Origin of the sequence: Aliivibrio fischeri ATCC 7744 = JCM 18803 = DSM 507 (genome assembly GCF_023983475.1) — a bacterium.
Taxonomy (GTDB): Bacteria; Pseudomonadota; Gammaproteobacteria; order Enterobacterales; family Vibrionaceae; genus Aliivibrio; species Aliivibrio fischeri.
Window position 1 is genome coordinate 1,649,544 of record NZ_CP092712.1, and the last position, 20,056, is coordinate 1,669,599.

The 20,056-nt window shown below is 38.5% G+C and carries 22 protein-coding genes; 11 read left to right on the forward strand and 11 right to left on the reverse strand.

The features are described 5' to 3' along the window. Positions 1–7: 7 nt before the first annotated feature. The 3 genes from AVFI_RS07685 to AVFI_RS07695 are packed head-to-tail and all read right to left on the reverse strand — an operon-like array spanning position 8 to position 2,212. Entirely contained in the window at positions 8–553 is a 546-nt protein-coding gene (locus AVFI_RS07685; RefSeq protein WP_054775221.1) for a BREX protein BrxB domain-containing protein, read from the reverse strand. After that, positions 553–1,332 (reverse strand): hypothetical protein, encoded by a 780-nt coding sequence (locus AVFI_RS07690; RefSeq protein WP_054775220.1) that lies wholly within the window; start codon positions 1,330–1,332, stop codon positions 553–555. Before AVFI_RS07690 ends, AVFI_RS07685 begins: the two co-directional genes overlap by 1 nt. Further along, a complete protein-coding gene (locus AVFI_RS07695) occupies positions 1,325–2,212 on the reverse strand; it encodes a WYL domain-containing protein (RefSeq protein ID WP_054775219.1) in 888 nt (295 codons plus the stop codon). Before AVFI_RS07695 ends, AVFI_RS07690 begins: the two co-directional genes overlap by 8 nt. Positions 2,213–2,612: 400 nt before the next feature. On the opposite strand from AVFI_RS07695, the gene AVFI_RS07700 reads away from it, so the two are divergent. Together AVFI_RS07700 and AVFI_RS07705 are read left to right on the forward strand one after the other, a co-directional pair. Then, positions 2,613–3,743 carry a threonine synthase gene (locus AVFI_RS07700; protein WP_054775218.1) on the forward strand — a complete coding sequence of 377 codons (1,131 nt, stop codon included), beginning with the start codon at positions 2,613–2,615 and terminating at the stop codon, positions 3,741–3,743. A 2-nt stretch (positions 3,744–3,745) separates the two neighbouring features. After that, the gene (locus tag AVFI_RS07705) at positions 3,746–4,123 is read left to right on the forward strand and encodes a RidA family protein (RefSeq protein WP_005419569.1); all 378 of its coding nucleotides are present in this window, start codon (positions 3,746–3,748) and stop codon (positions 4,121–4,123) included. Positions 4,124–4,127: 4 nt separating this feature from the next. On the opposite strand, the gene AVFI_RS07710 is transcribed toward AVFI_RS07705, so the two are convergent. Then, entirely contained in the window at positions 4,128–4,973 is an 846-nt protein-coding gene (locus tag AVFI_RS07710; protein ID WP_017019265.1) for a LysR family transcriptional regulator, read from the reverse strand. A 274-nt stretch (positions 4,974–5,247) separates the two neighbouring features. On the opposite strand from AVFI_RS07710, the gene hipB reads away from it, so the two are divergent. Both hipB and AVFI_RS07720 read left to right on the forward strand, forming a co-directional pair. Next, positions 5,248–5,511: a type II toxin-antitoxin system antitoxin HipB gene (gene hipB / locus AVFI_RS07715; protein ID WP_012532966.1), complete on the forward strand. Its 264-nt coding sequence runs from the start codon at positions 5,248–5,250 to the stop codon at positions 5,509–5,511. Then, positions 5,511–6,833, forward strand: a complete 1,323-nt coding sequence (locus tag AVFI_RS07720) for a type II toxin-antitoxin system HipA family toxin (protein ID WP_188863876.1) — start codon at positions 5,511–5,513, stop codon at positions 6,831–6,833. Before hipB ends, AVFI_RS07720 begins: the two co-directional genes overlap by 1 nt. Before the next feature lie 219 nt (positions 6,834–7,052). Here AVFI_RS07720 and AVFI_RS07725 read toward each other — a convergent pair whose 3' ends face one another. The 4 genes from AVFI_RS07725 to AVFI_RS07740 form a co-directional block, all read right to left on the reverse strand. Then, the gene (locus tag AVFI_RS07725; protein WP_236782052.1) at positions 7,053–8,072 is read right to left on the reverse strand and encodes a hypothetical protein; all 1,020 of its coding nucleotides are present in this window, start codon (positions 8,070–8,072) and stop codon (positions 7,053–7,055) included. Between the two features lie 20 nt (positions 8,073–8,092). Then, on the reverse strand, positions 8,093–8,608 hold the full coding sequence (locus tag AVFI_RS07730) for a LysR family transcriptional regulator (protein WP_236782051.1): 516 nt from the start codon (positions 8,606–8,608) through the stop codon (positions 8,093–8,095). 96 nt (positions 8,609–8,704) lie between these two features. After that, positions 8,705–9,358 (reverse strand): hypothetical protein, encoded by a 654-nt coding sequence (locus AVFI_RS07735; protein WP_054775217.1) that lies wholly within the window; start codon positions 9,356–9,358, stop codon positions 8,705–8,707. 58 nt (positions 9,359–9,416) lie between these two features. Then, entirely contained in the window at positions 9,417–10,304 is an 888-nt protein-coding gene (locus tag AVFI_RS07740; RefSeq protein WP_188863877.1) for a LysR family transcriptional regulator, read from the reverse strand. A 132-nt stretch (positions 10,305–10,436) separates the two neighbouring features. Here AVFI_RS07740 and AVFI_RS07745 point away from each other — a divergent pair, with 132 nt between their 5' ends. The 3 genes from AVFI_RS07745 (at position 10,437) to AVFI_RS07755 (ending at position 13,571) form a co-directional block, all read left to right on the forward strand. After that, positions 10,437–12,122, forward strand: a complete 1,686-nt coding sequence (locus AVFI_RS07745) for an amidohydrolase (protein ID WP_188863878.1) — start codon at positions 10,437–10,439, stop codon at positions 12,120–12,122. A 156-nt stretch (positions 12,123–12,278) separates the two neighbouring features. After that, positions 12,279–13,265 (forward strand): J domain-containing protein, encoded by a 987-nt coding sequence (locus tag AVFI_RS07750; RefSeq protein ID WP_054775216.1) that lies wholly within the window; start codon positions 12,279–12,281, stop codon positions 13,263–13,265. 135 nt (positions 13,266–13,400) lie between these two features. Continuing rightward, positions 13,401–13,571, forward strand: coding sequence for a hypothetical protein (locus AVFI_RS07755; RefSeq protein ID WP_011262064.1), 171 nt, complete (start codon positions 13,401–13,403; stop codon positions 13,569–13,571). A gap of 63 nt (positions 13,572–13,634) precedes the next feature. Here AVFI_RS07755 and aqpZ read toward each other — a convergent pair whose 3' ends face one another. The 3 genes from aqpZ to AVFI_RS07770 all read right to left on the reverse strand — a co-directional run bounded on the left by aqpZ (position 13,635) and on the right by AVFI_RS07770 (position 16,080). Beyond that, the gene (gene aqpZ / locus AVFI_RS07760) at positions 13,635–14,321 is read right to left on the reverse strand and encodes an aquaporin Z (RefSeq protein ID WP_005419605.1); all 687 of its coding nucleotides are present in this window, start codon (positions 14,319–14,321) and stop codon (positions 13,635–13,637) included. 357 nt (positions 14,322–14,678) lie between these two features. Further along, positions 14,679–15,437 (reverse strand): DUF3307 domain-containing protein, encoded by a 759-nt coding sequence (locus tag AVFI_RS07765; protein WP_017019274.1) that lies wholly within the window; start codon positions 15,435–15,437, stop codon positions 14,679–14,681. Then, positions 15,430–16,080, reverse strand: coding sequence for a hypothetical protein (locus AVFI_RS07770; RefSeq protein WP_054775214.1), 651 nt, complete (start codon positions 16,078–16,080; stop codon positions 15,430–15,432). The genes AVFI_RS07765 and AVFI_RS07770 overlap by 8 nt, the downstream gene beginning before the upstream one ends. Positions 16,081–16,544: 464 nt before the next feature. Between AVFI_RS07770 and sbcB the strand changes: the two genes are divergently transcribed. The 4 genes from sbcB to cdd all read left to right on the forward strand — a co-directional run bounded on the left by sbcB (position 16,545) and on the right by cdd (position 20,044). After that, positions 16,545–17,969, forward strand: coding sequence for an exodeoxyribonuclease I (gene sbcB / locus AVFI_RS07775; protein WP_199414879.1), 1,425 nt, complete (start codon positions 16,545–16,547; stop codon positions 17,967–17,969). After that, complete coding sequence (locus AVFI_RS07780; protein WP_005419612.1) at positions 17,966–18,316, forward strand: CidA/LrgA family protein; 351 nt, start codon at positions 17,966–17,968, stop codon at positions 18,314–18,316. The genes sbcB and AVFI_RS07780 overlap by 4 nt, the downstream gene beginning before the upstream one ends. Then, positions 18,316–18,999 (forward strand): CidB/LrgB family autolysis modulator, encoded by a 684-nt coding sequence (locus AVFI_RS07785; RefSeq protein WP_054775213.1) that lies wholly within the window; start codon positions 18,316–18,318, stop codon positions 18,997–18,999. The genes AVFI_RS07780 and AVFI_RS07785 overlap by 1 nt, the downstream gene beginning before the upstream one ends. Positions 19,000–19,150: 151 nt before the next feature. Continuing rightward, complete coding sequence (cdd, locus tag AVFI_RS07790) at positions 19,151–20,044, forward strand: cytidine deaminase (protein WP_188863879.1); 894 nt, start codon at positions 19,151–19,153, stop codon at positions 20,042–20,044. Positions 20,045–20,056: the final 12 nt, after the last annotated feature.

Here is a 20,056-nt window from a genome sequence, read left to right on the forward strand (position 1 = left end):
AAAGCCCTTATGACGTTGCTGAAATGGCAGTTGCGTGATATCCCCAACCGTCTTTCGCATCTAATAATTGATAATTGTTATTTTGTACTTCACCTGGGAAGAAAACCACTAAACGACCAGTCACCTTTTCTGCTAACGACTCTACAACGCCCGATACAGACGCAAAGCCAAACAAGGAGCCACAACCTAATAGAGTGATAACCCCATCTTCCGATTGGTTTGACTCGACTTTCTTTGTCAGTTCTTCAACTAGCTCATCGGCGAAGTCATCGTATAACCCTTTAAGATACTCAGGATCTTCAAAGTAGGTTTCTTTGTAATCTTGCTCTGACATCCAGTTTTCAAAACTATGAGTCAAATCTAGCAGTTGCCATGGGTGATCATGCTTAACACACGCTTGTTCGAACTCTTCGACACGCGCACGTAGTTTTAGCTCGTCTTCTTTGTGGTAAACCAAAAAGATAGTTCGCTCATCAGCAGAGACTGCAACAGGCCACGGAATGCTTATGTGTTTTTCAAAGCTTGTTAGTAGTTTGGATAATCGATCTGACATCATTCGTCCTCAGATTCATTAAATTCGGGCATAACTAGACCAGGGAAAGTCACTTCAACAATCTCACTTGCTTGTTTAAAGTTAATCAACCCTCTTAAAGAGGCTCTATGTGCTAGTTCAAACAGTCGCTCTTTATCTTGAGCCAACATGCGACACCAAAAACTATCGAACAAACGTTGACCACTAAGCCCATGGCAGTGAGCAAGAAATAGAGCATAAGCAACGTTCACGTAGCTTACTTCTGGGATTTCACGGTACTTCTTTGCTTTACCAGATAGGTATCCAGCTTGCGTCCAGGTGCCATTAATATTTTGCGCAAATGATTTTAGTGATGCTGCACTGAAACGCTCAGGATCATCCTTCGATAAGAACGTTTCCATCGTCTCTCTAGCTAGGTGCTGACCAGGCTCAAGGCTTAGAATCATTTCTGCTGAACTACGCAAAAACGGATCTCTCGCCACAGCAAGTTGCAGCGCTAGAATCGGCTGTGATTCCTCATGTTGCTCCCACCAATCTCGAAACACTTGAAATAGGAAAATATCTGGTGATAAACCATACATTGAAGCCAGAGGTTGGAAACTGTACTTACGCGCATTTTCGCTTGGTTTTTGAAGGACATTGAATACTTCAATATCTTCTCTATAGTCTTCAAGTGTTGCGTTTTCAGGGCGTCCAAATAATAAGATCTTTAGCTCTTCAATCATCATGCTACGAGATGTATGAGCACCGCTATTACCAAACTTAAAGCCTAGTGCTTTTAATTGAGCTTCATTATTCATTGCTGTTACCTTCATAACCAGGAGCCAAACTCGCAGTCTCAACACCATAAATGGCTGCACTTTCTTCCAAAGCTAAGTGGTATTGCAGTGGGTTTAATTGATAAGTACTTGAGCAATCCACACTCCATTGGTTTAACAAATAGCCTACCAGCGCAGCACGGCATTCAACTTGAAGCTTGCCATTAACCATGCCGTAATCAAGCTCTATCGCTTCAGGGTGTTTTGCTGCTGGATGAGGAATAAAGGTTAAATCAACAATACGGTTCCACTGCTTGTCTGCTGAAATGGATTCTTTAGCACTATCGATTTCGTTCGAAGTAAGGATCGCGGATTTCATGCGAGTAAGAACGAAATCACGAAAAGAGCTTGTCGAACGATCATAAGCACGAACATGCCAACGACTGCCGTTATTCGCAAGACTATGAGGCACAATTGTTCTTGTTGAGTTGCCTGAACTAAAGGAAACGTACTTAATCTTTAAGGCTGTCTTTTTGTGGATAGCACGCATAACCGCTGACAAGATATCTGTTGAAGGTTTATTCAACTGCTGTGCCTGAACACAAACTTGGCTGTTTTCCAATTGGCTCGCTAATCCATCACCAAAACCTCTAGCAAGGCTCACTAATACGGTCTCTGGATCGTGCTCAAACAGAGGCACAAACTGCTCTGTACGATGATAAGACTTTGATTGATGAATTAGCTCTAGGTTGCAAGGAGCGAACTCTTTGTAAGTGGCGAAGTCACGAGTTGCAGCGGCTAAACCTGTTTGGAATTTAGCGATGAGGTCTGCTCTAGCAATCTCGCCAAAATAACTCAAGCTAAAATCAATAAAAGCTAAGCGCTCTCTTTGAGCGTGAGGTAACTGTTCGAGTTTTTTCATCAAAGGCTTCTATTCAGAATATATGGTACTAAATATACTCTAAACACAAGCATGGAACAATCAAAATGATTAGATCATGTGATATAGAAGTGAGTTCTAAAGTCTAAAATCAATAGAAACAAGCAACGGGTGATGTGTTAAATGCGAGTTTCTTTAAAGCGCATCTAGAGAAGCGTTATTTGGGATAAGAGCTAGACGTTAATTCGTCACTTTACTTTGAGTAATTAAGAAAATGGATGTGGTTTTGGCTGCATCCATTTTTTGTTCAAGGACTAATAAACCATTCCTCTCTCTCCTATTCTATTTGGGAATAGAACGAATACCGAGCTTTCCTTTATAAAATAAAAAAATCGCCCGTAGAATATTTCTTCTAATTCATCAAACTTAGAAGTGATCATCCATGAAATACATCTGCATGACGTGTAATAAAGAATACGCACCGAAACCTGAACTCATTAAATGTGAATGTGGCTCTGCCCTATGGGTTAAACCTCAAACGTCATTTAGTAAAAAAGATCTCATAGAAAATGAATTCACACCTAGACGCTATTCTAGTGCTTTCCCAGTAAAAAAAGACGATATCAATATCACTTTCAATGAAACCATCACACCTCTTTGCCAAGCTGAAATATCAGGAACGCCAATACTGGTTAAACTCGATTCGCTACAACCAACAGGCTCATTTAAAGACCGAGGCGCATCTCTTGTAATCAACTACCTTAACAACCATGGAATAACGAGCATTGCTGAAGACTCAAGCGGTAATGGAGGAAGTGCTTATGCCGGTTATGCCGCTAAAGGAAAAATGCAATGCAATATATTTGTGCCTGCTGGTACATCCAAAGGAAAGACAACACAAACCCGATTATACGGCGCTAACTGTATTGAAGTAGAAGGAACAAGAGAAGATGTTGCTCGAGCGGCAATAGAGAGCAGCGTCACTCATGGAAGTCATTATGTTGGGCATAACTGGCATCCGCTATTTATCGAAGGCGTCAAATCCATCGCTTATGAAATATGGGAACAATGTGGATATAAAGCTCCTGATAATTTTGTTGTTCCCGCAGGGAATGGAAGTTTACTCGCCGGAGCATATATCGGTTTCTCTGAATTATTAAAAGGCGGAGAAATAAGTAAACTCCCTCGCCTTTTTGGTATTCAAAGTGAAAGTATTCAGCCGTTCGTTCAAACCTTTAACAATAAAGAAATCAACATTACTTCAGAAGATACCATTGCTGAGGGTATTAAGATTAAGCGTTCATCACGAATGAATGAGATCGCTCAATTTGTCAAAGAAACGGATGGAAATTTTATTAGTGTTAGTGAACAACAAATCCAATCAGCATTAAAAGAAATGGGGGCACAAGGATACTTTATCGAACCAACATCAGCGACGGCATTTGCAGGAATCGCTCAGCTTATAAAAACACAAGAAATCAAACCTGACGAACTCACCGTTGGTGTCGTAACCGGAAATGGACTCAAGGCAACAAACTCAATTGAACATTTAATCAATGATATGAGAGGTTAATAATGAAATATATTCAAACTAAAAATTCATTAAAAGCAGCAGGACATTACTCTCAAGCAATAGTACATAATGGATTAATTTACGTATCTGGCCAATTACCAATTAACCCAAACACAGGGGAAAAAATAAACGGTGATATAAGCCAACAAACCCGTCGTGTATTAGATAATTTGAACACAATTCTTGAAGAAGCAGGAAGCGATCTTCAACAAGTATTAAAACTGGTTATCTACATTTCAGACATTGATATGTGGGACACGGTTAATGATATTTGCAAAGAATACTTTATGGACCATAAACCGGTGCGAACCATAGTACCAACCAGAGAACTGCACTTTGGATTAAAGATTGAAGTCGATTGCATCGCTATATGTGAATAACGCCTCATAGCTTAATATTGATGTGTTCAGAAAGAGCGGTAATGACTTTTTGAACTCGCTCTAACCGATAATTATTTTGTCTGGTGCATATATAGATGGGTCTAAAAAGCGGTTTGAGCTCGCTATATTGATATAAATAACGCTCTTCTATATTTAATGCTTTTATTACCGAAAAAGGAATCAGTGCCGGAGCTGTCCCTTGTAATGCTAAATGGGCTGCTGCGGTATATGAATCTAGCTCCATTATAGGGTTCACTTTTAAGGCTTCTAAAATAACCGACTGATGAGTATTCGCACTGTTTGTCAGATCGGTTGTTATCAATTCATTAGGTAGCTTATCCAAATGTTTGTTACTAACAACATAAAATGGTTCATCAAAAAGATGGAAGCTTAATAACCCATGCCCAGATGGTAAATACCCAGCACAAAGGCCTAATGTGGCTTTTCCTGATTTTACGTTTTCGACAATTCGTGGCGTGTGATTCGTTGTGACGGTCAAATTTGGATCATCATGAAAACATGTTGATAGCGCTTGGCTGAAATACCCTGCCACAAGCGTTTCAGAGCAATCAATTCTAAGTAAAGAATCATTCGCTAAGGCTTGTTGTTCATATATGCGCCCACAAAGTTCGCTAAATGTTGGAGCGATATTGTCAATTAGCGATTTAGCATCAGCCGTAAGCGTGACATAACGGCCATTTGGCTCTATTAATTTTTTCCCTAAACGCTTTTCTAGTTTTGTAATACGCTTACTCACCGCAGATTGACTAAGGTACAGTACGCTGCCTGTACGGCTCATTGTCTTCTCTTTACTTAAAACTAAAAGCGTTTCAATGCCTTCAAGTAACATCTCATTATCTTATGAAAATCAGGAATAGTTAACTCAGTTTATCTATGTTTTATGATGCTTGCAAAAAAGTTGGTGGGGAGTGATTTGTTTATCAAACTTTGAAAACCATTCAGAGACAACCTTAAACGGGATTCATTTTGTAATTCGTTTTTGAGCATCACTTTATCCCCGACAAGGGATAAGAACCGCTTTATCCTCGATCGGGGATATACATTGACTTATCCTCGATAGGGGATATATTATTAATTATCCTCTGCCGGGGATATCACATAATATAATGGGGTGTATGATGATTTATAATCCAAAGCAATTAGCTAACCACTTAAAGCTTATTAGAACCAAACACAATTTGACTCAAACAGAGCTTGCTAAAAAAGTTGGTGTAAAACAATCCACCCTATCTAGCTTTGAGAACCATCCTGAAACGACTCAGTTACAGACACTCTTTAAGATCCTTCATGCATTAGAAGTTCATTGCATTATTCAAGAGCAAGTTCCAACAAGTCACGAAGACAATCTAGACGATGAGGCATGGTAATGGCTGTATTAATTGCATACATGAATGGTGAGCGTGTTGGAGAATTTACTAAACTCAGTAACGGTGCGCATCAGTTTCAATACGATAAATCATGGATTGAAAGCACGGTAGGAAGGCCTCTTTCATTATCCCTCCCCCTACAATATCCAAAAATAACCAGTGATTGCGTTATTAATTACTTCGACAACCTATTACCTGATTTATCAGAAGTCAGAGATCGAATTGTTGCCAGATACCAAGCTAAATCTCGTCAAACGTTCGATTTACTTCATGAAGTTGGTAAAGACAGCGTCGGAGCCATTTCTTTATTAACTGACGATGAAGAACCAAATACCAAACAACTGGATTATGAAGTTTTAACTCCAGCACGGCTCAAACAAGTACTCTCAGCCTATCAGTCCAATATCCCATTAGGAATGTTAGAAGATGAATCAGACTTTCGAATTTCGGTTGCCGGAGCACAAGAAAAAACAGCATTACTCAAAATAAATAATGAATGGTGCATACCAAAAGCATCTACCCCAACAACACATATTATCAAATTACCCATAGGTAAAATTCAGCAACCTAATGCAACTCTCGATATGAGTGATAGTGTAGAAAATGAATACCTGTGCATCCAATTAGCTAAGAAGTTAGGATTCAATGTACCTAATGTTGAAATAATTCATTGTGATGGAATAAAAGCCATTGCTGTAGAACGATTTGATCGAAAGTGGATTAAAAATAACACCAAGCTATTAAGATTACCGCAAGAAGATATGTGCCAAGCATTTGGATTGCCATCATCAATCAAATATGAAGCAGATGGAGGCCCAAGTATAAAAATCATTATGGATCTTCTTATGGGCTCAAGCCAATCACTAAAAGATCGTGATGCTTTCATGCGATTTCAGGTATTTCAATGGTTAATCGGTGCAACAGATGGACACGCAAAAAACTTCTCAATTTTTATTAATGCACAAGGCAGTTATCACCTTACGCCCTTTTATGACATTTTATCCGCCTACCCAATCTTAGGCGGTAAAGGGATGAATATCCGCTCACTAAAACTGGCAATGGGACTAACAGCATCGAAAGGAAAGAAATATCCTATTGATAAAATATACACACGTCATTTTATTGATACGGCTAAAGCTGTTGGATTTGATACTGCGAGAATGGAGGAGATAATAAAAGAATTTGCGATAAATATGCCTAAGGCCATTAAGGAATTAGAAGCACAATTACCAAGCGATTTTCCAAAAAGTATCTCTGACAGCATATTCAGTAATGCATTAAGAATGGTAAATAAGATCGGCTTGAGTAATGATTTGCAGTAACGATGATTTAAGGCCTATCTTTACTCGATAATCAGAGAATATCTAGAATGAATATAATTGATGGAAATGGATGCCGGTATTAACTGCATCCATTTTTCTAGTTAGGTAAGTTGTTTTGGGCAAAGGTATCTTAAGGACTTTGCTAATTTAGCGTTCTATGGGTTATCTCAAGTATGGAAAAACTGACAGATAAAAGGCAAGATGTGCCCAAATTTCCTGTTAATCCTCCCCTAAAAGTTGGGTGATTATATCTCTTTTGAGTTTACCTAACTGTACAACAGAAATATATTCTGGGCACTGTGGTATATCACAGTAGTTCAATCCATATATCATATCAACATACACATCTAAAAACTCATCTTTTAGATAACTATATTTAATATACTTCATTGCTAGATTATTTATTGTAGTAATCTCATTTTGATATCGTTCAGCCAACTTGAGGTCTCTAACCGAGAAGTCATTAACTCGTTTTGAATTTTCTCTCAACTCAATATCTACACTTGAAAATGGATTATCACACCCAATATTTAACTTTACCAGTTGCTCAAGTGGCAGTCTAAATCGATATTCTGAATCAAAACAATTTTCATATGGATTGATATGATTATCATTGGTAAACTCAATACTCCCCCTGACTGTAGAGTTACATAAACCACAGCAAGGAATCAAATTAAAGAAAGACAAAGAAAGGTAAGGATACTTACTCTTTAAATAAAAATGATCCAAGTCAAAAAATAGCTTATCCTTAGTGGATTCATATTTGACAACATCCATCTTATGATTATTACAATAAAAGCATTGAGCTTGTGTCCCAATCAACTTTTTGTAAGTATCAATACATCCTTTTGAGTTTCTATAACCACTGTAATTAAATACATTCTCACTAATTATTCTATGAAACTCAGTTTTATTACCATGAATATCGTTCCAATCACTAGGTATCACTATCTTATTTATCTCAGAGATTATATTTTTAAATACATTTGGCTCTGCAAGGATTATCCTATTAATGTTTATAGAGCAATAGTCGACAAACTTCAGCAACCTAGACTGATGTTTCTTATCATTATTACAAAAATTAAGTAGGTATCCTTTATCTAAAAACGTCTTCTTAGCTAGTAACAATTTATGCGTGATTGAATTTAAAGATGGTTTAGTATCTTTTCTGATAGGGTTAACCTTTGATAAATGAAAATCAGCAATAGTTTGTAAGTTCCCCTTTGACTTTTGTACCAAACAAGAATTCCCCACCTTAATCATGATTTGATTAACCTCTTAATTTCATTTTTATTATCGAATAAATGTCGAGCGATAAGCGTAGAGTCTTCCAATTGTTTTGCTCTTATCGCAATGTCAATTCTATCTGTAATCAAATCAACATGTTTATCACTAAGATGTAAATCAACGTTTAATTCTGGATTCTCTTTCAAGAACTCTGACAAAATTGGGCTAATAAATTGCCTTCCAAATACCACAGGAGCGGAGACTCTTAATTGACCTGTTGGTCTTCCCATCTGAGAACGAGCATTTGACTCTGCTTCATCTAATTGGCTAAGTATCGACACGCAGCGATGAAAATAGTCCTGACCAACCTCAGTTAATGACAATTCACGACTTGTGCGAGACAGTAATTTAACTCCCATCAGTTCTTCTAACGCCGCAACTTTTTTACTCACGGTCGCTTGAGTCGTTCCTTGCTCTCTTGCAGCAGCTGAAAAGCTACCTGTTTGTACTACAAGTACAAATGCTCGTATAGCGCCTAATTGATCCAAATCGAAGTTCTCTCATAAAAATGATATCAATAGATATTGTAAAGTATATTACAACAATTCAATAATTGAATAGATAGACTCTTATTATCATTAGTATTATTCCTTCAATGAAAGAGGACCATTCTGAAAGCCTTCAATAGAAACTTTTATATACTGCTCTACTTTCTCACTTAGTGTCTCGGCCATACTTTGCTGCTGGCTATGCTTAAGGAAAGTAATATGAAGACTAGAAGTGGCATCAAATGGTTCCTCTGTTTTCAATTCATCTACTTTTATTCTGTCTCCAAGAAAGAAGGTATCTATTTGCTTAATCTCGCCTGTCTCTGTATTTAATTTAAATAACCCTAAATACCAAAATACGCCTGTTCCTTGATTTGATACAAAAAATGGCACAGAGAAAATCATCTCATCGTCAATATTGCCAAGATTTAAAGGCGTGATTTTGTAGTAATCTAAACCGACTGAACCACGTTCCTCACCATTTTGATATTTTCCGGTAGCCAAATGAAGATCATCATATTCTCTCAATTCTGTCAGAGAAGCTTTGGCTTTAGAATTAGGCAATTGGATCTGCCAGTAGTCGTCGGTATTAATACTAAATAACGTCAACATCACATTATTCTCTGTATCTAAGCTACTTTCTGCATCCACTACATAAATATCATCATTCGTAAAATTGAAACGATAAACGCCAGCAGCTGCGATTAATAAACTAACAGAAACAATACCCAACAAGATTTTCTTCAGCATGAGTGCCCCTACGATTTAGAAATAATTAAAAACATCATCACAATAACGTTAGCTAGGCTCAAAAACTACCCCACTCCTCAATCCATTCCAGAATAAGTCCAAACACTTCTGCATCTGGTTTTCCATAACAATAAAAAGCATTAAGACCAAAAGAAAGATTGTTACCAAGCTCTTTTAAATTGAGTTCGACAAGTTCACTTCTCTCTACATATGGAGTCATGTAGTGCCTTGGCATAATTGTCCAACCGCTCTGTTTTACTAACTCACACAACAGATCGTTATTACTAACGGTGTGCATTTTTGGGGAAACCTGAATCGAGGCAAAATTCAGTTTTAAGGTCGCAAAGTTCTCGGTGACGTATTGTGTCTCTAGCATCAGATTTTCAAGCCTTAAATCATCAATTAATGCCAAAGGTGAGTTGACGCCTGCATAACAACCAACTTGGATCGGCTTTATCGCCTTCCATGTGACTTCTTTCTCTGCAAACAACTGCCCACGATATGGCATGATGGCGATATCGCATTCACCTTCTTGCAATTTATCCATTGCTTCTTGCCGAGTGCGATGCTTCCAATTTATAACGATGTCTGAGTTGTAATCCATCACACGTTTTTCAATGTGCGTAATTAAACTGAGAGGCGTGATCACATCATAATAGATCGTAACGGTATGAACGTTAGATTCGTACAAGGCTTGGCTTTGCACAAACAGAGAGCGATTTTGTTTTTCAACTAACTTAGCACGGTGATACAAATGATCAGCTTTCTCTGTTGGAATGGCTTTTCTGCCTTCAATCACAAACAGCGAATAACCTAACAGATCTTCATAGGCCACCACATGTTCACGTACTGTAGTTCGAGATTTTTTAAGCTTTCTTGCTGCGCTGCTGTATGAGCCTTGTTCATATACGGCAACAAAAGCGCTCACTTGTTCTAATGTATGCATTCAATCACTCCTTTGATTTTATATTTCCACCCATCTTGTTAGGCATACCCTATCATAACTGACTTCTTTGTTTTGGTATTACATGAAAAGATATTACTTAATTTTAGTTATGGCAAAAACAGAGAGGACATTATGAAGACGTTCCCATTGAGTTTACTTGCAGGCTTTCTTGTTTCACCTTTTGTATTGGCTTCACCTGATCTGATTTTTACCAATGGTGACATAATCACGGTGACCGGTGAATCTGATCGCGCAGAGGCTATCGCCATTAAAGATGGCATTATTGTGGCGGTAGGCAATAACCAAGAGATCCTTAAACAAAAAGGCACCACTACCCAAGTAAGAGATTTAAAAGGCAAAACCCTTGCGCCGGGATTTATCGACAGTCACGGACACTTTGCTCAATATTTACCTTTAATTGAAAGCCCGTTCCTTTACCCTGCACCAATGGGAAAGGTGAACTCGTTTGATGACATTAAACAGATAATGACCAACTACTTTAATCAACCAAATCTTGATACCAACAGCCTTCATGTGGCTTTTGGTTATGACGATGCCGAGCTAAAAGAGAAGCAACACCCAACTAAGCAGTTCTTCGATACGTTCAGTAAAGAGTACCCTTTCTGTGCCATACATATATCAGGACACCTTGCGAGTTGTAACAGCAAAGGGCTTGATTTTATTGGATTCACTAAACAAAGCACGAACCCTGATGGTGGCGTATTGCGCCGTGATAATAATGGCGAGCTCACTGGCGTATTAGAAGAATCTGCCATTTATCCGATTTTAGGAAACCTACCTGAAATGACGCAAGAAGATGCGGTTCGTCGTTTTGGTAAGGTTCAGGATTTATACGCAGGTTATGGCATTACGACCACACAAGAAGGCTTAGCGACGCTTCCTGCACTTAACGCAATGAAAACCATGGCAGAGAATGATTTGCTAAAAATAGATCTGCTTGCTTATGCGAAATGGGTTGATTTAGAAGAAGCAATGACATTATTGCCGATGAAATCATCCATTAATGGCTTAACGTTAGCAGGGGTTAAAATGGTTGGTGATGGTTCACCACAAGGTAAAACGGCTTACCTTTCCACTCCGTATTTTGAGCCACCACACAGCCACGCTTATGATTATCACGGCTACCCAGTGTTAACCCAAGAGGAAATGAATCAATGGGTAGATAAAGCATATCAAGTCAATGCTCAGATCCTAAGTCACAGTAACGGCGATGCGTCGGCAGATATCCTATTAAATGCGGTTGAGCTTGCTGATGCCAAATATGGCAAAGAAGATCGCCGAACCGTAGTAATCCACGCTCAAACCACTCGTTTAGATCAGATAAAACGTATGAAGAAAAATGAGATGATCCCTTCTTTCTTCCCTGCTCACACCTTCTTTTGGGGAGATTGGCATCGTGATTCGGTGTTAGGCCCTTGGCGTGCATCTAACATCTCACCTATGGGTTGGGCAAATTCAAATGATTTGATGTTTACGATTCACATGGATGCCCCTGTGTTATTTCCAGATATGATGACCAATATGTGGAGTGCGGTAAATCGTGTAACACGCAGTAATCAAATCTTAGGTGAGCATCATAAAATAACGCCATACCAAGCATTAGAAGCGATAACCATTAATGCGGCGTATCAAAATTTTGAAGAGAAAAGCAAAGGCTCTATTGAAGTTGGAAAACGTGCCGACTTGGTGATCTTAGATGATAACTTACTTGAAATTGACCCAATGAAGATAAAAGACATTCCAATTCTAGAAACCATTAAAGATGGAAAAACCATATACATAAACGAACAACTATAAAAAGAAAGCAACAAAGAAGCAGCTGAGATTGGCTGCTTTTTTGTAAATCTGCAAATTCATCGTTACATATCTTCTTATCTCTCCTTTTAGCTTTACTTTTCTATCTCCCTCTCGCTACACTGTCGCCGCCTTTTTATTGTTAATAATTTTATATTTATGATCCGTTCTGTTTTACTTGCTGTAGTTCTGCTTTTTAGTTTCACCGTTCATGCTGATTCTCTTGAAGATAAAGCGGAATCTGGTGATGCTCGTGCTCAATTAAAATTAGCAATGGAATACGAATCAGGTACTAACCGTCCTAAGAACATCGATTATTCTATTCAGTGGTATAAACAAGCAGCGATGCAAGACCTTACCTCTGCGCAATTTAACCTTGGACAAATTTACAAAAATGGTTACGGAGTTGCTCAAGACATTAAACAAGCCATTTATTGGTTTACGCGAGCTGCAACACAAAACCACCCACCTTCACAATTCTATTTAGGTGAAATTTACGAATACGGTCTTTCTGGCTCTGTTGATTTATATAACGCATCTTTGTGGTACCAAATTGCGTCTCATAATGGTCATGGCGAAGCAATGCTTGGTTATGAGCGTGTACTTCAAGAAATTAAGGCGCAGCAAAAAGAAGAACAACTGAAATCAACACAACAGCCTGAAGAACCGAAAGTTGTCGAGCCAGAGCCAAAAACCATCATCATCACTCAAATGGAAAAACCAACAGCTCTAATTACTCTTGGCAGCTACCTGTTAATCGCCATTATGATTGTGGTGTTAGTCTTCTTAGTTCTACGTCTTAAACAAACCATGAAGCGAACTAAAAATGACGATCCACTTAAAACCAGTTTCGCTAAATCATTACAAAATGAAAAAATGAAGCAGCTGCAAGACAGTAATGACAAATTAAAGATCCGCGTAGATGCTCAAGAAGCCACAATTAAAAGACTAACTATTGAGTTAGATGGCAAGAAACCACTTTCACAGTTTACACCTCATCAATTATTAGGGGTAACTATTGCAAGCGAGAGCAGCGAAATTAAAAAACAATATCGTAAACTGGCTCAACTCCATCACCCTGACCACGGTGCAGATGGTGTGATGCTTGCTGAAATTAATAAAGCTTATAATTCAATTAAACGATAACGTACACGGAATACGAGCCTCAGACTTTACTTATCATTCTTGTTCGGTATACTTCGCACCACTTTATATGTTATCAAAATGTAACAACAATAATTTAACGTATAAATCTTAATAGAATAAAGAGAAAGAAGTCTTATGTTTAATTTAGAAGGTTATTGCGACTGGTGTAGAAAGCCAGCGATGGTTCTGCAACATCAATACTGCGACGGTGCAAAATATTACGCCTGTGAACACTGCAACGATTACGCAAAAATCGATATCAGACAGTATGATTTAGCTGAAATGGAAAAGATGAACCAGAAGTAAAAATAAAAATGCCGATGACGTTAATCATCGGCATTTTTGTATGTGTTTATAATGAAACAGCGATTATGATTCTTTCGCCATTACTTTATAGATAAGTGCACCAATTACCGCACCTACAATCGGAGCAACCCAGAACAACCAAAGTTGTGATGTTGCCCAATCACCAACATAAACCGCTACAGCTGTACTACGAGCCGGGTTAACTGATGTATTTGTTACAGGGATACTGATAAGGTGAATAAGTGTTAAACACAGACCAATTGCAATTGGAGCAAAACCTGCTGGAGCACGGCTATCTGTTGCACCCATGATCACAATTAAGAACATTGCCGTTAATACTACTTCTGTAATAAGTGCAGCAGTCATTGTGTAACCACCTGGAGAGTGCTCACCAAAACCATTTGATGCAAAACCACCAGCTAGATCAAAACCTGCTTGACCGCTTGCGATTAGGTATAAAATACCACCTGCTGCAATACCACCAAGAACTTGAGATACGATGTATGGAACTAAGTCTTTAGCATCAAAACGACCACCTACCCATAAACCAACTGATACTGCTGGGTTTAAGTGACAACCTGAAATGTGACCAATGGCAAACGCCATGGTTAATACTGTTAGACCAAACGCCAGTGATACACCAACAAACCCGATACCTAGTTCAGGAAACCCTGCCGCCAGTACTGCACTACCACAACCACCCAGTACAAGCCAAAATGTACCGATAAACTCTGCCATATATTTATTCATAATTATTCCTATGTTGTTATGTCTTGATTTCAGTATTAATTTTTTATACGAACCAAGTTCCATTGAGAATAAATATAGGTGATGGTTAACAAATTAGACACTTAAATATTTCAATTTATTTCAAATTTTCATTTTTAAGACACGATTTTTAAAGATAAAACACCTTCTAAGGCTTAAATTACAATAACTTGCTTATAAAGCAGGCAAAATTCACTTCTGATTTTTTATTAACAATACCCCTAAAACAACAAAAGCTTGGATTTCGCCAAGCTTTTATAAGAATTAATCTCAGTTTATTTCTTAACGTGTTTATTGTCGCTGGCTCTACCACAAATTGATTACACCCTCTCTTTCTAATCACTTAATTTTAACATCTAAACCAAGTGATACTAAGGTTCCGAGCAATGTAGTGATAACCACTGATAACATTGAACCAATCAATACATATTCAGTCATGCTTCGATCATTTGATTTATTCAATTCACCAAATCTAAATATTGACTTAGCTGCTAATACAAAACCCACCGCTGAATAACTCCCTACGAGGGTAAAGGTCAATATTAAAACTCGTTCTAAATAACCAATCAACTCACCACCAGCGACAAGACCACTAATACTAGAATTACTCTCTCCACCTAATATTGGATACTTTCTTAAAATACTGCCAATAACAATTGAAGTCGGCTTGAGAATTATCAAGTAAGCAAAAATCACCATAACGCCATTCGAGAAATTCTCATGTTGTATCACGGTATCAATAGTTAGACCATCTGCCATGTAAAAAGCAATGATCGCTAGAACAAAAACATGCAAAACCTGATCAATAACAAAGTAAGAAAATTTATCACCATTCTGTGCTGTGACCTTCCACAGATCGATAGCAAAATGACTTATAGCTACGGTAGCTACCAAGCAAGCTGCTGAAGACCAATCAATATCTAATATTAATACAGGAACTAATAATGCGATGCCGTGTAATAGAGAATGAAGATATAACCCAGGTGAGCGGTAGGTGGATTCTTTCTTTGATTCTACCCATTGCTTTGGTTGTAGATAGAAATCGCAGATAATATGCATCAGCAAGAACGGTATTAGAATACCAAAAAAATCAAACATGCCTCAATCCCACCACTTTGTTTATAAATTTTCGATTTAGCTCACTAATTAATGACCAACCAGAAGCTTTAAGTGACTTACTGATAGTTGAGGTCGCAACATTAAGCTTTTCTGCTAGCTCACCAACCAGCAAACCTTCATTAGTTTGAAGCATAGGAAGAATCACTTCACATTGGCGCGAAGTTAATTCGGTGAGTTGTCTATCAAGATATTTAAAGAGTAAGTCAAAGTACTCTGCGAGTTCGGAGCTGTCAGAATTAAAAAGTAACCTAGCGTTTTTCAAGGTTTTTAACCCTCGACCAGAAAGAACAAATGCTTCACCCATTGACTCAGACACCGACTCGCGTAAATCGGCATTAGAGGCAATAGCAAAACTAATGCGGCTATCAAACTCATTACCAAGAGCCTTAATACCAAGCCGATAAATAATGGTGTATCTCAGAGCGCTTTCAATATCATGTACTACAGACTGAAACTCATCACCACGCTCAATACTATGTACATTTGATGAATTCCCTTCAGTAATCCATTTCTGGATCTCTTTGATTCGATTAAGTAATTGTTCAAATTGCTCAGAGGTTAACTTAGTTGAATTGACAATATCGCCGCTGATCACTGCGATAGGCTTATAAATATGCTCCACATTAAAACTCCTCTCTTTACATAAAAATGTAGATTTAGCCATTTTTGGCTAATAAATTAAATTTAGCCGTTTTTGGCTAAAAATACAAATTCAATCATTTATAGCCAATAATGCAAATTTAGCCATTTTTGGCTAATAATTAAGGATTGGTAGAGCTAAAAACTTTTCCCGTATTCAATAAGCCTTACGCGTTACGCATCACGACAACTCAAAATAGAGTATTAAACTATCAATCTATCTGTATAACACTTATAAACCTTTAACTGCCCTGCTCTCTAATACTCAATCTTTAAAGTCACCTTTAAATAACGAATGTATTGGTTCGCCTCTGAGGTGATTATTAAGCAAAGATCGCCACTTAATAAATACCCTTTTAATTTTTCTTCACCTTCCCTCCCTAATGCCTTGCGATTGTGTGATAGATCTCTGATAATCAATGTATTGCTTATCATTGGACATCACTTATGCCACAAAACAATGCACCTAGTTTCTTCTTCTTTGATTATGAAACATGGGGAACTAGCCCTTCTCTTGATCGACCGTGCCAATTTGCTGGTGTCCGCACTGATGAAGATTTCAATATTATCGGTGAGCCTTTAGTTATTTACTGCCGCCCTCCGGTTGATTACCTTCCCTCACCTGAAGCGTGTTTGATTACAGGTATTACGCCACAAACAGCCGTTAATAAAGGACTTTCTGAACCAGAATTTATTGCCAAAATTCATCATGAATTATCACAGCCTAATACGTGTTCTTTAGGTTATAACAACATTCGTTTTGATGATGAGGTTTCTCGCTACACACTCTATCGTAACTTCTTTGAACCTTACGGTTGGAGCTGGCAAAATGGCAACTCTCGTTGGGATCTATTAGATGTAATGCGTGCGGTTTATGCTCTTCGCCCTGAAGGTATTAATTGGCCTAAAGATGAAGAAGGCAGACCAAGTTTTAAACTGGAAAAGCTCTCTGTTGCCAATAGCATTGAACACGCCAATGCCCACGATGCCATGGCGGATGTTATCGCAACCATTGAGCTAGCTAAAAAAGTAAAACAAGCACAACCAAAAATGTTTAACTATTTGCTTTCTATGCGTAACAAGAAGAAAGCAGCGACATTAATCGACATAGTTGAAATGACACCACTGATGCATGTTTCAGGCATGTTTGGTGTAGATAGAGGTAACATCAGTTGGATAGTGCCAGTGGCTTGGCATCCAACCAATAACAACGCAGTTATTACTATTGATTTGGCTTTAGACCCAAGTGTTTTTCTTGAGTTAAATGTTGAAGAACTGCATCAGCGTATGTACACCAAACGTTCTGAACTTGGCCCTGATGAGCTTCCTGTTCCTGTTAAACTAGTGCATTTGAATAAGTGCCCTGTTCTTGCGCCTGCAAAAACATTGACTGCTGAAAATGCCGCTAATTTGAATGTGGATCGCGAAGCGTGTTTACGTAATCTTAAAGTGATACGTGAAAACCCTGAGATCAGACAAAAACTGATTGAGCTGTACAGCATTGAGCCAAACTACGAGAAATCAACCAATGTGGATACGCTTCTTTATGATGGTTTCTTCTCGCATGCTGATAAAGCGACCATTGATATTATTCGTCAATCAACGCCTGAGCAGCTAATTGACTTTGAGCCAAACGTGACAGATCCACGTATCAAACCACTGTTATTCCGATACCGTGCACGTAACTTCCCGCACACATTAAACGAAGCTGAGCAATTAAGATGGCACGCTCACCTTCAAGACTATTTTCAAACTCACTTGCCAGATTATGAAGCGAGTTTTGAAAGTCTATACCTTGAGTCCGAAGGTAATGACAAAAAAGTGGCTATTTTAAAAGCCGTGTATAACTACGTACAACAATTAATATCATGATTAAATATCTTTATTCTTTCGCTTGGATCTTCGCCTCGTTGTTTGCTGGTAACGGCATTCAATCTTGGCTGAACATATCTGTTCCGGGAAGCATTATTGGAATGCTTATTTTATTCACCGCTATGGTTATCGGTATTTGCAAACCAGATTGGACAGCCACAGGTTGCCAATTTTTTATGCGCAATATGCTGATCTTGTTTATTCCTATTTCGGTAGGCTTAATGACCCATTTTGATTTGCTACTTAACAATGCAATTCCAATTATTGTGAGTACGGCTGGTGGTTCATTATTAGTATTGGTTTGCTTGGCACTCTTTATCGACAAAATTGATAGAGGTAACAGCTAATGTGGGTCATTCTTACGCTTATCGTTTTTTATTCTGCTCGTTGGTTTGCAAAACGTTTCCCTCACCCAGTGAATAACCCGTTATTACTGAGTGTGTGGAGTGTGTGTATTGTTATTCCTATCTTGATGGTTCTGCATGTACCTTACGAAACCTATTATGCTGATAATGCTTTCCTAAGTTACTTGTTACAGCCTGCGGTGGTTGCACTTGCTTATCCTTTATATGAGCAATTGCCTCATATTCGAGCGAACTGGAAAATCATCTTGCTTGCATGTAGCGTGGGGTCATTGTTCTCAATGATATCTGGTGCGTTCCTTGCAGTTTGGATGGGAGCTGATATGCAACTGGTTGCGAGTATTTTACCAAAATCAGTGACAACACCTATTGCTATGGCTATTTCAAGTCAGCTTGAAGGTGAAGCGGCAATCGCAGCAATCTTAGTACTTCTGGCTGGTTTGATGGGGGCGATTTTTGCTTACCCAATTTATAACATGTTGGGTATTAAGAGCTCACTTGCTCGTGGTCTAACAATGGGTAATGTTTCCCACGCATTGGGGACAGCTCAAGCTGCTGAAGAGAATCCACAAGATGCAGCATTCAGTTCATTAGCCCTAGTTATTTGTGGGATCATCACTTCCCTCGTTGCACCGATTATCTACTCCTTCATGGTAATGATGAAATAATCGCGCTCAAAACAGCACCAATATGGTGTGACTTCTCTCTCATTGATGTAATTTATGTAACTTTACATCAATGAGTGTGATTTTGATCTATGTTTCCAGCTCAATTGTCACTAAAATGATCCTATAAGAACTTAAAAGGATCACCCTACTCATGACAAGACTACAACAACGCTTAGAAGAAGCCCTAGCGAACTTACCTGACGCCCTGCGTACTTCATTAACACCAATCATCAATGCTGAATTTAAAGGTGTTATTAGCAAGGAACAATTTCAATCACTGCAAGCTGACAGCGAGTTAAGCGATAAAGAATTACGCTTAGTATTATTACCTCTTGCTGCTGCTTTCTCTGTTGCTCCTATTTCTAATTTTTATGTCGGTGCGATTGCTCGTGGTTTGACTGGTAACCTTTATTTTGGCGCAAACATGGAATACAACGATGTTCAACTTGGCCAAACTATTCACGCTGAACAATCAGCAATTAGCCATGCGTGGATCCAAGGTGAAACGGGTATTTCTGACATCACAATTAACTTCAGCCCTTGTGGTCACTGTCGCCAATTTATGAATGAGCTAACCACCGCTGATTCTTTAATGGTTCAACTTCCTGAGCGTAATGAAAAATCACTACAAGAATACTTACCTGAGTCTTTTGGTCCTAAAGATTTAGGCATTGAAGGCGGATTACTTGCTCCTCTTTCGCACAACTTAGCGTTAGAAACAGAGTCTCCACTATTACGTAAAGCATTAGAAGCGGCAAACCGCAGCCACGCACCTTACTCACATAACTTAAGTGGTATTGCGCTTGAGATGGAAAGCGGCGAAGTATATTACGGTATGTATGCTGAAAATGCGGCATTTAACCCAAGCTTACCACCACTACAAGTGGCACTGGTTCATGCAAATATGTCTCGTGAAGACATCTTAACGGTTAAATCAGCTGCGCTAGTTGAAGATCACAAAGGCGCTATTAGCCACCTTGCGATTACACAAAGCACATTAGAAGCACTAAATCCAGATGTAACATTAGAGTACGCTTCTTTATAAGAAGTAGAAATT

What these genes read in the sequence shown, in the direction of transcription:
- AVFI_RS07685 (WP_054775221.1), bottom strand. Translation starts at nt 553, where the DNA reads ATGTCAGATCGATTATCCAAACTACTAACAAGCTTTGAAAAACACATA.
- AVFI_RS07690 (WP_054775220.1), bottom strand. Translation starts at nt 1,332, where the DNA reads ATGAATAATGAAGCTCAATTAAAAGCACTAGGCTTTAAGTTTGGTAAT.
- AVFI_RS07695 (WP_054775219.1), bottom strand. Translation starts at nt 2,212, where the DNA reads ATGAAAAAACTCGAACAGTTACCTCACGCTCAAAGAGAGCGCTTAGCT.
- AVFI_RS07700 (WP_054775218.1), top strand. Translation starts at nt 2,613, where the DNA reads ATGAAATACATCTGCATGACGTGTAATAAAGAATACGCACCGAAACCT.
- AVFI_RS07705 (WP_005419569.1), top strand. Translation starts at nt 3,746, where the DNA reads ATGAAATATATTCAAACTAAAAATTCATTAAAAGCAGCAGGACATTAC.
- AVFI_RS07710 (WP_017019265.1), bottom strand. Translation starts at nt 4,973, where the DNA reads ATGTTACTTGAAGGCATTGAAACGCTTTTAGTTTTAAGTAAAGAGAAG.
- AVFI_RS07720 (WP_188863876.1), top strand. Translation starts at nt 5,511, where the DNA reads ATGGCTGTATTAATTGCATACATGAATGGTGAGCGTGTTGGAGAATTT.
- AVFI_RS07735 (WP_054775217.1), bottom strand. Translation starts at nt 9,358, where the DNA reads ATGCTGAAGAAAATCTTGTTGGGTATTGTTTCTGTTAGTTTATTAATC.
- AVFI_RS07740 (WP_188863877.1), bottom strand. Translation starts at nt 10,304, where the DNA reads ATGCATACATTAGAACAAGTGAGCGCTTTTGTTGCCGTATATGAACAA.
- AVFI_RS07745 (WP_188863878.1), top strand. Translation starts at nt 10,437, where the DNA reads ATGAAGACGTTCCCATTGAGTTTACTTGCAGGCTTTCTTGTTTCACCT.
- AVFI_RS07750 (WP_054775216.1), top strand. Translation starts at nt 12,279, where the DNA reads ATGATCCGTTCTGTTTTACTTGCTGTAGTTCTGCTTTTTAGTTTCACC.
- AVFI_RS07755 (WP_011262064.1), top strand. Translation starts at nt 13,401, where the DNA reads ATGTTTAATTTAGAAGGTTATTGCGACTGGTGTAGAAAGCCAGCGATG.
- aqpZ (WP_005419605.1), bottom strand. Translation starts at nt 14,321, where the DNA reads ATGAATAAATATATGGCAGAGTTTATCGGTACATTTTGGCTTGTACTG.
- AVFI_RS07765 (WP_017019274.1), bottom strand. Translation starts at nt 15,437, where the DNA reads ATGTTTGATTTTTTTGGTATTCTAATACCGTTCTTGCTGATGCATATT.
- sbcB (WP_199414879.1), top strand. Translation starts at nt 16,545, where the DNA reads ATGCCACAAAACAATGCACCTAGTTTCTTCTTCTTTGATTATGAAACA.
- AVFI_RS07780 (WP_005419612.1), top strand. Translation starts at nt 17,966, where the DNA reads ATGATTAAATATCTTTATTCTTTCGCTTGGATCTTCGCCTCGTTGTTT.
- AVFI_RS07785 (WP_054775213.1), top strand. Translation starts at nt 18,316, where the DNA reads ATGTGGGTCATTCTTACGCTTATCGTTTTTTATTCTGCTCGTTGGTTT.
- cdd (WP_188863879.1), top strand. Translation starts at nt 19,151, where the DNA reads ATGACAAGACTACAACAACGCTTAGAAGAAGCCCTAGCGAACTTACCT.